Origin of the sequence: Streptococcus oralis (assembly GCF_019929345.1) — a bacterium.
In the GTDB taxonomy this organism is placed as follows: Bacteria; Bacillota; Bacilli; order Lactobacillales; family Streptococcaceae; genus Streptococcus.
In genome coordinates this window covers 51,447-63,382 of sequence record NZ_JAHZPJ010000010.1, presented here as the reverse complement: position 1 = coordinate 63,382, position 11,936 = coordinate 51,447, and the positions used below count along the sequence as shown (strand labels likewise).

At 41.2% G+C, this 11,936-nt stretch carries 7 protein-coding genes; all 7 read right to left on the bottom strand.

What is annotated here, in order from left to right; genetic code table 11:
* Window positions 1-45 precede the first annotated feature (45 nt).
* Window positions 46-1,479: a glycogen synthase GlgA gene (glgA, locus tag K1I97_RS07300; protein WP_223331964.1), complete on the bottom strand. Its 1,434-nt coding sequence runs from the start codon at window positions 1,477-1,479 to the stop codon at window positions 46-48.
* Window positions 1,476-2,615, bottom strand: a complete 1,140-nt coding sequence (gene glgD, locus K1I97_RS07295; protein ID WP_223331965.1) for a glucose-1-phosphate adenylyltransferase subunit GlgD — start codon at window positions 2,613-2,615, stop codon at window positions 1,476-1,478. The genes glgA and glgD overlap by 4 nt, the downstream gene beginning before the upstream one ends.
* A complete protein-coding gene (locus K1I97_RS07290; RefSeq protein WP_223331966.1) occupies window positions 2,605-3,747 on the bottom strand; it encodes a glucose-1-phosphate adenylyltransferase in 1,143 nt (380 codons plus the stop codon). Before K1I97_RS07290 ends, glgD begins: the two co-directional genes overlap by 11 nt.
* A complete protein-coding gene (gene glgB, locus K1I97_RS07285; RefSeq protein WP_223331967.1) occupies window positions 3,737-5,665 on the bottom strand; it encodes a 1,4-alpha-glucan branching protein GlgB in 1,929 nt (642 codons plus the stop codon). The genes K1I97_RS07290 and glgB overlap by 11 nt, the downstream gene beginning before the upstream one ends.
* A gap of 274 nt (window positions 5,666-5,939) precedes the next feature.
* On the bottom strand, window positions 5,940-7,364 hold the full coding sequence (locus K1I97_RS07280; RefSeq protein WP_223331968.1) for an NADP-dependent glyceraldehyde-3-phosphate dehydrogenase: 1,425 nt from the start codon (window positions 7,362-7,364) through the stop codon (window positions 5,940-5,942).
* Window positions 7,365-7,560: 196 nt separating this feature from the next.
* On the bottom strand, window positions 7,561-9,846 hold the full coding sequence (gene pulA, locus K1I97_RS07275) for a type I pullulanase (protein WP_223331969.1): 2,286 nt from the start codon (window positions 9,844-9,846) through the stop codon (window positions 7,561-7,563).
* A 65-nt stretch (window positions 9,847-9,911) separates the two neighbouring features.
* A complete protein-coding gene (gene ligA, locus K1I97_RS07270) occupies window positions 9,912-11,870 on the bottom strand; it encodes an NAD-dependent DNA ligase LigA (protein WP_223331970.1) in 1,959 nt (652 codons plus the stop codon).
* Window positions 11,871-11,936 lie beyond the last annotated feature (66 nt).

Sequence of the window (11,936 nt, the reverse complement as noted above, 5' to 3'; positions counted from 1 at the left end):
TAAACAGCCCAAAAATCGTATGAAAGAATCATACGATTTTATCTATTAGTTGACTAAACTATGGTACAAGTCAAGATAAGACTTACAAGCTGTATCCCATGAAAAATCGCATTCCATAGCTTGTTTTTGTAGATTTCTCCAAACTTCCGGCTGGTACTTATAAACATCCAAGGCTGTTTGGAAACTCCAGTTAAGCCAGTATGGTGTTAAATTGTCAAAGCTAAATCCAGTACCACTTCCTTCGATTGGATTGAAGGATTGAACCGTATCACGCAAGCCACCCACTTCATGAACCAATGGTAGAGTTCCGTAGCGCATAGCCATCATTTGAGACAAGCCACATGGTTCAAAACGACTCGGCATGAGGAAGAGATCACAAGCTGCGTAGATTTCTTGAGCAAGTTTGACGTCAAAAGTGATATTTGCTGATAGCTTGTCAGGATAGACTTGAGCAAACCATGAGAAAGAATGCTCAAAAGCAGGATCGCCTGTTCCTAAAAGGACGATTTGAACGTCCTCCTGTAAGAAACGATGCAAGCTTTCTACAACAACATCAAAACCTTTTTGGCGTGTCAAACGAGAGACAATCCCAACTAGAGGTACATCTGCTCGTACTGGTAGACCAACTCTCTCTTGCAATTTTGCTTTGTTTTGTGCTTTTCCTGACAAGTCATCCTTATCAAAATGATAGTCTAAAAGAGCATCTGTCTCTGGATTATAGAGATCAGTATCGATTCCATTAACAATACCCGAAACCTTACCTGACTCCATACGAAGAATCTGATCCAAACCGCAGCCGAACTGACTGGTCATAATCTCGTGCGCATAGCTAGGGGAAACGGTTGAGACACGATCCGCGTAGAGAATACCTGATTTCATCCAGTTGAGACATTCATTCCAGCGAAGCGTTCCATCAGCATAGCGTTCAAACCCAACACCGAACAAATCCCACAACATTCCTTCTGAAAATTGACCTTGGAATTCCAAATTGTGAATGGTTAAAACAGTCTTGATTCCTTGGTAAGCCTGAATCCAATGGTACTTTTCTTTTAACAAGAAGGGAATCATGGCTGTGTGGTAATCATGAACATGGAGAAGTTCAGGGATAAAGCCGATGCGTTCCATGGCTTCAAGAGCAGCCAGTTGGAAAAAGGCGAAGCGTTCACCGTCGTCAAAATCACCGTACACATGACCGCGGAAGAAATAATACTGATTATCAATGAAGTAGAAGGTTACCCCATTCAAGACCGTTTTCTTAATACCACAGTACTGTCTACGCCATCCTACACTAACTTCAAAGTGGAGAACATCCTCAATCTGGTCGCCGAATTTAGCCTCTACCATGTCATAGTAAGGTAAGAAAACTGCAACTTCGTGCCCTGCCTTTACCAGTGATTTTGGAAGAGCGCCAATGACGTCTCCCAAACCACCTGTTTTTGAAAAGGGCGCACCCTCTGCTGCTACAAATAAAATTTTCATGAATGAATATCCTCTGTTACTTTTTCGCCTTTTTTGATTACGACAGGGTGTTCAGCAGTACCGCGAATAACGACACCGTCCGCAACTTCAACTCCTTTGTCTAAAATTGCATACTCAACTTGGGCTCCTTGACCAATCACAACACGTGGGAAGAGAAGACTGTCTTTAACTAGACTATCCTTATGAACGTGAATATTACGTGATAGGACCGACTGAACTACTTCACCCTCTATGATACTACCAGAGGCAAACTGAGAAGTACTTACTTTTGAAGTATTCGCATAGTAGGTTGGTTCTTCATTCTTAACTTTTGTGTAAATCTTTTGATTTGGTGAGAAAAGCGAGTAGAACTTTTTAGATTCAAGCATATCAATATTTGCTTGATAATAGGACTGAACAGAATGAATGTTTGCTAAGTAGCCTGTGTATTCGTAAGCAAAAGCTCCTTCTTTTGCAGCTAAATCGCGAAGGACATAGCGCAACTTTTCAGGATATTCTTTCTGAGCCTCTTCTTCAAGTCGTTCAATCAACCAAGGAGTGTCCACAACAAAGATATCTATAGACATATTGAAAAGTTCATCAGTAGATTTGTTATCAAAGAGTTTATGCGAACGAACATGGTCTGTTTCATCAATTTCCAAGATAGCATTCACATCTGAAATATCTTTCTTCGGAAGTTTCTTATATACAACTGTAATCGGACCATTCGTTGTATTGTGTAGGTGGAAGACTTGATTCAAGTCAATATTCACCAGTACATCGCAGTTAATCGAAACGGTTTGGTTTGAACCTGAACGTCTCAAGTAGGTAAGAAGTTGTTGGTAATATTCTTTTCCAACTGTGCTACTTTCAACACGAGTATTGTAAATTCCTAGATAGTAGTGACTTAGAAGGGTAGACAAGCCCCACTCACGACCTGAACGGATATGGTCGAAAACTGAGCTGATATTATCTTGTTGGAAAATACCAAAGATACTACGAACACCTGCATTTGCAAGACTAGAAAGAGGGAAGTCAATCAAACGGTATTTCCCACCGAAAGGCAAGCTAGCTACCGGACGGTGTTCCGTTAACGTTGACATATCATGAAAACCAACCGTGTTTCCTAAAATGGCTGAATATTTATCAATCTTCATCTGTTGCTACCCCCACTACTTCATTGTGTCCTACTACTTGTACTTCATCAGTTCCGTCAATCTCTACGCCGTCTGCAATAATGGCACCCTCACCAATAATAGCACGAGTAATCTTTGCTCCGTGACCAATAATAGCTCCGCTCATGATAACAGAATCAACAACTTCTGCCCCTTCACGGACTTGTGCTTCTGTTGAAAGAATCGAACGTTTAACAGTTCCATCTACAAAACAGCCATCCACGACCAATGAATCTTCAACGTGTGCATGCGCACCAAAGTAGTTGGGTGGTGAGATCAAGTTTCTTGAGTAAATTTTCCACTGACGATTACGGCTATCCAAAGCATTCTCTGGCGAAATGTACTCCATATTGGCTTCCCAAAGTGACTCAATCGTACCAACATCTTTCCAGTAGCCATTAAATTCATAAGCATAGACACTTTCACCAGACTCGAGATAGTTAGGGATAACGTTCTTCCCAAAGTCTGACATATCCACATTGCTCTTTTCAGCAGCAACAAGCATATTGCGAAGCCGTTTCCAGTCAAAAATATAAATCCCCATAGAAGCCTTTGTAGACTTAGGTTGAGCAGGTTTTTCTTCAAATTCCACGATACGGTTGTTGACATCTGTGTTCATGATACCAAAACGGCTAGCTTCTTTGAGAGGAACATCTAGAACCGCTACCGTCAAACTGGCATTGTGATCCTTATGGGACTGAAGCATATCATCGTAGTCCATCTTGTAGATGTGGTCACCAGAAAGGATCAAAACATATTCTGGATTGATACTGTCAATGTAGTCAATGTTTTGGTAGATAGCATGGCTAGTCCCTTCAAACCAACGGTTTCCTTCACTTGCAGAGTAGGGTTGAAGGATAGAAACACCTGTGTTAATGCCGTCTAGTCCCCAACTCGAACCATTTCCGATGTGGTTGTTCAAGGCAAGGGGTTGGTATTGTGTAATCACACCGACATTGTGAATCCCAGAGTTAGCACAGTTTGAAAGCGCGAAGTCAATGATACGGTAGCGCCCACCGAATTGCACGGCTGGTTTAGCAATGCTTTGAGTGAGTTTTCCGAGACGTGTTCCTTGCCCACCTGCAAGGATCAAAGCTAGCATTTCATTCTTCATTTTCTACTCCTTTTTGAGTTTTATTTGCGACAGTTTTAGTTGGTTTCAAACGACGCTTGATCTTCCAGATACTTGCGCCCATGGCAGGCAAGGTAAAGGTCAAAGTCTGCTCATAATCCTTCCATAAACCTTCTTGAGTCTGAACTGTTTGATTGTGCTCTTTCCAAACACCTCCCCATTCTTCCAGCTCTGTATTCCAAACTTCTTCGTAAATACCTGCAACAGGCAAACCAATCGTAAAGTCCTTACGCTCAACTGGTGCCATATTAAAGATACAGACTAACATTTCGTCCTTCTTGCCCTTACGAATAAAGGAAAGGACACTCTGATCTCTATTATCCGCATCGATAATCTCGATGCCGTCGTAGCTGGTGTCAATTTCCCAAAGGCAACGATGCTCTTTATAGAATTGATTGAGTTGAGAAGTGAAGTGCTTCATCTTGGCATTCATAGGATCTTCTAGATTAGACCATTCCAACTGCTCCTCAGACTTCCATTCTAGGAATTGCCCGTACTCACTACCCATGAACAAGAGTTTCTTACCTGGATGACAAATTTGATAGGTGTAGAGATTGCGCAGACCTGCGAACTGATTGTAGCGATCACCCCACATCTTATGCATCATACTCTTCTTGCCATGAACCACTTCATCATGTGAGAAAGGTAAGAGATAGTTTTCATTGAAAACATACATAAAACTGAAAGTCACAAGATTAAAGTCATACTTGCGATAAATCGGATCTTCCTCGTAGAAACGGAGGATATCATTCATCCAGCCCATATTCCATTTATAGTCAAATCCAAGGCCGCCCATTTCTTTCATACCAGTAATCTTTGTCGCTGATGAACTTTCTTCTGCAATCATCATGATGTCTGGATGAGCTAACTTAATCACTGTGTTTAACCGTTGAAGGAAATAATAACCTTCATAGTTAAGATTTCCACCGTCTTTGTTTGGAGTCCAAGGAGCATTATCATAATCTAGATACAACATATTGCTCACTGCATCGACTCGAATACCATCTAAGTGGTAAAAATCAATCCAAAATATAATACTTGAAATCAAAAAAGACTGGACCTCATTTTTCCCGAGGTCAAAATTCAGTGCACCCCAACCGTAGTTATGAGCCTTGTTGTGGTCTTGGTATTCAAAAGTTGGTGTGCCGTCATAATATGCCAAGGCATCATCATTAATAGTGAAATGACCTGGAACCCAGTCTACGATTACACCGATATTATTTATATGACACTCTTCAACGAAATCTTGGAATTCCTCAGGTCTGCCATAGGAATGTTCAAAAGCAAAGTAGCCCATAAGCTGATAGCCCCAGCTCAATCCAAGTGGGTGAGCCATTAAAGGCATGAACTCAATATGTGTATAGTTCATCTCAACCAAGTATGGAATCAACTCGTCTTTCAGTTGCGAAAAAGTGTAGGGACTACCATCTGGATTTCTCTTCCAAGACCCTGCATGGGCTTCATATATATTAACTGGTCTCTCGAAAAATCCCAAACGTTTGCGACGTGCTAGCCAAAGGCCATCTTTCCATTTCTTTTCACGGATAGTGGTCAGAACAGCTCCTGTACCTGGTCGGGCTTCAAAACGAACTGAAAAAGGATCAATCTTCATAATCTGGTGACCATTTGCACGCGTAATATGATATTTATAAATCTGACCTTCCTGGGCTTGACTCGTAAAGACTTCCCAAATACCTGCTTCATTACGAACCATAGGAATCTGATTCTCAACCCAATTAGTAAAATCACCAACCAGATGAACTGCTTGTGCATTTGGGGCCCAAACCCTAAAGGTATAGCCAATTTCTCCGTTTTTCTCCTCTCTATGCGCTCCTAAATAATGCTGGAGGTGAAAGTTCTCACCTGTAGTAAAGGTTCTTAATGCTTCTTGATTATTCATTCAATCCCCTTTCTTTTGTAAGCGTTTTCTATAATTCTATTATACACTCTTTTAAGATAACTTTCAAGTAATTTACGGAATTTCACCAAAATTATCTTGAAAATTTTAGAAAATATATTTTAACATTATATAATTTTTCATTTAATTGTTGAAAAAATAAATGATTTACATATATTTTCTTAGTATAATATCAAAATATTCGTTATTTTTCAATTTCTAGCTGGATTTTTGAGTGAAAATAAAAATCAGGAAGCTAAATTCCTGATTTTTTAGATTACTTCACATCAAAAACGATGGATTTGACATTTGTCATCGCTTCGATACTGTATTTAATTCCTTGCACTCCTGCACCAGAACCTTTTACACCAAGGAATGGGAAATTATCTGGTCCACGTTGTGTTTTGTTATTAATATGAACCGTTCCAACTTCAAGTTTTTCAGCGATTTCAAACGCCTTCTTAAAGTCGTTTGTAAAGACTGAAGATTGAAGACCGAATTCTGATTCATTAGCAATTGCTACTGCTTCATCCGCATCAGCGACACGGATAATTGGCAGAACAGGTCCAAATGGTTCTTCCCATGCTAATTTCATATCTCTTGTGACATAATCAAAAAGTCCAGGCCAAATGAGATTTTTCTCACGTTTGATTTGGCTGAGCGCTTTGGCACCCTTTTCCTGAGCATCTTCAATCAATCCCCAGATGAAGTCAGCTGAAGCATTATCAATAACAGGTGTGATATCAGCATTGTCAAATGGATCACCTACTGTTAGCTTAGCAACTTCAGCTTGGAGCAATTCAGCCAATCTGTCTGCTACGCTTTCCACAACCAAGACACGCTTGATAGCAGTACAACGCTGACCAGAGTAGCTAAAGGCACCACCTACGATTTGTTTAGCTGCATTTTCTAAATCTGCATCTTCTAAAACGATTGCTGCATCTTTTCCACCAAGCTCAAGCATAATTGGGCGCATGCCCGCTAAACGACCGATACGCTCACCAATCGGTGTGGAACCTGTAAAGTTAATAAAGTTCACTTCCTTATGTTCAATGATGTAGTCTCCGATTTCAGAACCACGTCCAGTGATGGTGTTGAAGACACCTGCTGGGATTCCTGCTTCGTCAAATGCTTTAGCCAACAAAAGACCAGAAATAGATCCTTGTGTTGGTGGTTTAAACATAACGACATTTCCTGCAATCAATGCTGGAGCAATCTTAGATCCAGAAAGGTTGACTGGGTAGTTAAATGGCGCTATAGCTAAAACGACACCAACTGGCTCACGACGAACAACGGCTAGTTTGTTTTTACTTGCAGCTTCAAAACCGCCACCTTCCATTGATTGTCCAGTGATACGGAGACCTTCTTCTGCAGCAAAACGAATCAAATCTGCTGTACGTACTACTTCTCCAATGGCTGCTTTAATCCCTTTTGCAACCTCTTTGGCAAGAATTGTACCAATTTTTTCCTTATCACGTTCCAAAATATCTGCTGCCTTATGTAGATAGGATGCACGCTCAACTGGTGCTAAATCACGCCATGCTGGGAGAGCTGCACGCGCAGCTTTCATAGCCTCATCTACTTCAGCCTGACTCATAGCTGGTACTGTCCCCAGCTTTTCCTGATTGATGGGAGAATAGATGGCAATTTCATTCTCTGATGATTTCCATTTTCCATTCACTAAATTCTGATAATGTGTCAAATTCTCTTCCTCCTGAAAATGATTAAAACTTATTTTATCAAATTTTCAGAAAATTACAACCCTTTTTGGGAAAATATTGATATTTTTTTCACAAACTTGATTATTCAAATTATTTGACTTCTACTGCTAATAGATAGTAGTTTGTCAATAAAAACAAAAAAGGTCTAGTTAATCTAAACCTTTTTAGAACATTAATTTACGAGAGTACTTTTAAGACTACGACGCTGGTATCATCAATCACATTTGATTCCTTAGAACGACTATTAGACACCAGCATTTCAAGGTTTCCTGCATTTTCAAAGTAGAAGGAAGTTCCCTTGGCATTGAATACTACCAATAGATGTTCTGGTCCGCCGTGAATCTCGTAAACAATCCATCCGCTATTTTCTACAGCTGTGTGGACAAAGACATGACGGTAAACTTCTTCGTATGTAGGATAGGAGAAGGCACTGGTCTGTGTTTTCAGTCGAATAATCTGACGGACAAAGGCAATGCTTTCTTGTCTTTCATTAATCAAATCCCAGTTTATTTGGTTGACACTGTCAGGAGCGTTGTAACTGTTCATAGCGCGTTCTCGGTCTGCTGGAGTGAGTTCTCCGTGTTCACCAGTTGGAATCAACTTAGTCCGTCCAAACTCTTGACCAAGTTCCATAAAGGACATTCCTTGCATGAGAAGGTTCATGGCTGTCGCTGTCTCGACCTTGCGCATAATCTGGTCGGAACTTTGATCTGGATGGAGGGTTGCTAACAAGTCATGAAGATTGTAATTATCATGGGCTTCTACATAGTTAAGGACTTGGTTTGGACTGAGATAAGACCCCAACTCTCGGCTACCAAGAATAGCCTTGGCTACGATTGGTTCAGTTGCTGCACCACTTACAAATCCTGACTTGATTGTACCATAAACTTCTCCTCCTTTGACCGCATCACGCTGATTATCATTGAAGAAACCGATATTTGGCATTTGGTAGGCATTGTCCTTTTTAGCCTTGTCATAAGGTGCAAGACCTGTCCCCATATCCCAGCCTTCTCCATAAGTGAGAATACGCGGATCAACTTCATCAAGTGCCCAACGAATTGCCTGCATGGTTTTGACATCGTGGATTCCCATCAAGTCGAAACGGAAACCGTCAATATTGTATTCTTTCACCCAATAAAGGAGTGAGTCAATCATATACTTACGGTACATTTCGTGTTCGCTTGCGGTTTCATTTCCTACACCTGTGCCGTTTTGGAAGGTTCCATCTCGGTTCATGCGGTAGTAATAATCAGGTACAGTTGTTTGGAAGGGTGCGTCAACCGTTGAGAAGGTGTGGTTGTAAACAACGTCCATAATGACACCAATTCCTGAATCATGATAAGCCTGAATCATGGTCTTGAGGTCTCGAATAACCTGTCCAGGATCATCTGGATTACTAGAGAAACTTGTTTCTGGAGCATTGTAGTTTTGAGGGTCATAACCCCAGTTATAGGTTACATTTCCATCCTCGTCGTATTCCTTATGACGATCAAAGATTGGTTGGAGCTGAACATAATTACAGCCGAGTTCTTTGATATAGTCAAAGGCTGTTGCTTGACCAAACTGGTTAACCGTTCCAGTCTGGGCAGCCCCAAGGAAAGTTCCTCGAAGGTTTTCTGGAACACCAGATGTTGGTGATTTTGTAAAATCACGAATATGCATCTCACAGATAACTGCTTTACAAGGATTTTCCAAACGCCAAGGAGCTTTCGTACCATGTTTGACTTCAAAGCCTTCTACCTGTCTCTCTTCATGAGATAGAATTACAGAACGTTTTCCGTCAGGGCTTGTAGCGATAGTGTAAGGGTCTCGTGTCAAAGTCTGGTGGTGTGGAAACTCAATCTGATACTGATAGGCTTTACCTGCAAGATTTTCATCCAGATCTAGACTCCAAACACCAATAGTATTGTACTTATGGCTGTATGAATAGCTATTCCCACGTTCAAGATTAAAGGTTTTCCAAACAGGCGCGTCGTTACTTGTATTTTCATAAACAACCACTTGAACAGCTGTAGCCGTCGGAGCCCAGAGTTTAAAGCTTGTCTGGTAGTCTGAGATACTATAACCCAACTCTCCCTGGTATCCCCAATGATGGTCAAAACTAGCGCTGTGGATAGCTTTATCAAAAGCAAAAGGATTTTGGTCTTTGTAGTAAGGACTTGCGATAGCTGGATTTTCAGAATAGTAAACCGTATCGTCTCCTTCTAAGATCCAAACTTCCGTCAAAAGTGGATAATGGTTGAAACGGACAAGATAATCTTTGGGCTTTTCGTCTATCTCAACAGAAAAAGTCAAAGACTCCAGTTTTTCAACACTTTCGACTGTAAAGGAGAACTGTGCTCCAAAATAGTTATTCTCATAATCTAAACTTTCTTTACTGTCTGCCTGTTTTTTACTAAATGAACAAGCAGCATAATCTCCATTTTTTCGATGAAAATGGATGACTACAGGGTAATTATACATTTTTTTCCTAATTTCTAATTTAATTTTTTATTCAAACTATCTGACATCTAGTTTTCAACTATTCTTTACAAACTTTCCAACCAAGCTTCGTCTCGAACTTCGATACCTAGTTCTTGTGCTTTTTGGAGCTTGCTTCCTGCATCTGCTCCTGCTACGACAAGATTCGTTTTCTTAGATACACTGCCTGTGACTTTGGCACCGAAGCTTTCGAGTTTACTTTTGGCTTCTGAGCGTGTGAGGCGTTCCAATTTCCCCGTGAGTACAACGGTCAAACCTGACAAGGCCGCATCTGCCACTACTGTCTGTCCTTTGTAGTCCAGATTGACTCCAGCTTCTTTCAACTCGTCTAAGAGAATCTTCGACCCTTCTGTAGCAAAATAAGTCTGAAGACTTTGAGCAATCACACTACCCAAGCTTTCAATACTTGCTACTTCCTCCGGATCAGCTTGGGCTAGATTTTCAATAGAGTAGAAATGTTGGAGCAAGAGTTGGCTAGCCTTGCTTCCGACATGGCGAATTCCCAGACCAAACAAGAGCTTTTCAGCAGAGTTTTCCTTTGATACTTGAATAGCCTGATACAGTTTAGAAGCAGATTTTTCCTTGACACCCTCTAAAAGGAGGAAATCGTCTTCTTTCAAACGGTAAATATCCGCCACATCCTTAACAAGATTGGCAGCAAAAAGTTTTTCAACGGTAGATGGACCAAGACCTGTAATATTCATGGCATCTCGAGAGGCAAAATGAATCAAACCTTCCATGATTTGAGCAGGACAGCGGGGATTGATACAACGAAGAGCCACTTCATCTTCAAAATGAAGCAATTGACTGTCACAACTTGGACAGTTAGTCGGAATATCTAGTTTTTCTTCAGAAAGATGCTTGGACTCTACTACACGCAAAACAGCAGGGATGATGTCTCCAGCCTTATATACGATAACTGTATCGTCTTTGCGGATATCTTTTTCAGCAATATAATCTACATTGTGCAGGGTCGCTCGGCTAACTGTTGTTCCAGCGAGCTGAACAGGAGTCAGATTGGCAGTTGGGGTCACAACACCCGTACGGCCAACTGTCCAGTCAACTGAAAGGAGTTGGGCTTCTTTTTCCTCAGCGGGAAATTTATAGGCGACTGCCCACTTAGGTGCTTTAACGGTAAAGCCGAGTTCTTCTTGACCTGCTAGGTCGTTGACCTTGATTACCACTCCATCAATATCGTAAGGAAGTTTCTCCCGCTCTTGTCCTACTTCTTGGATAAAATCCCATATCTCATCTATACTTTTAGCCAATATTCGTTTAGGATTAACTACAAAACCAAGCTGCTCAAGGTGCTCCAAGACTTTTTCTTGACTATCACGAGTAGAAGGGCTGGCTTCTTGATAGAGGAAAGTCGCAAGATTACGTTTGGCCACTACTGCTGTATCCAGCTGACGGAGGGTTCCTGCAGCTGCGTTACGAGGATTAGCAAATTCAGGCTCTCCATTTTCTTGGCGAGCTTGGTTGACCTGATCAAACGAAGCGCGTGGCATGTAACATTCCCCACGAACGGTGATATCTAGTTCTTCTGGCAAGGTCAAAGGAATGTCCTTGACACGCTTGAGGTTTTCTGTGATATTCTCTCCAATAGAACCATCCCCACGTGTCGCACCGACTACTAAAATTCCCTTTTCATATGTAAGCGAGATAGACAAACCATCGATTTTTAGCTCACAGATATAAGTGGGATGGGCTAACTCCTTACGAACACGCGCATCAAAAGCTTCTAACTCTTCACGTGAAAAAGCATCCTGCAAACTATAAAGAGGATACTGATGACTATATTTTTCAAAACCATCTAAAACCTTACCACCAACACGATGGGTCGGACTGTCCGCTAAAACTTGATCTGGATAGGCAGCTTCCAACTCGACTAACTCTCGGTAGAGACGATCATACTCGCTATCTGACACCGAGGGATTGTCACTCGTATAGTACTCGGTCGCATAGCGGTTGAGCAAGGCAACTAACTCATTCATTCTTTCATTCATAAAACTATTCTACCATAAATCAAGCCCTCCTCACAATAGAGAAGGACTGAAAAATGGATTGTGGAG

Excerpts from the sequence above, each read along its gene's own strand:
- glgA (WP_223331964.1), bottom strand. The coding sequence starts at position 1,479 with ATGAAAATTTTATTTGTAGCAGCAGAGGGTGCGCCCTTTTCAAAAACA.
- glgD (WP_223331965.1), bottom strand. The coding sequence starts at position 2,615 with ATGAAGATTGATAAATATTCAGCCATTTTAGGAAACACGGTTGGTTTT.
- K1I97_RS07290 (WP_223331966.1), bottom strand. The coding sequence starts at position 3,747 with ATGAAGAATGAAATGCTAGCTTTGATCCTTGCAGGTGGGCAAGGAACA.
- glgB (WP_223331967.1), bottom strand. The coding sequence starts at position 5,665 with ATGAATAATCAAGAAGCATTAAGAACCTTTACTACAGGTGAGAACTTT.
- pulA (WP_223331969.1), bottom strand. The coding sequence starts at position 9,846 with ATGTATAATTACCCTGTAGTCATCCATTTTCATCGAAAAAATGGAGAT.
- ligA (WP_223331970.1), bottom strand. The coding sequence starts at position 11,870 with ATGAATGAAAGAATGAATGAGTTAGTTGCCTTGCTCAACCGCTATGCG.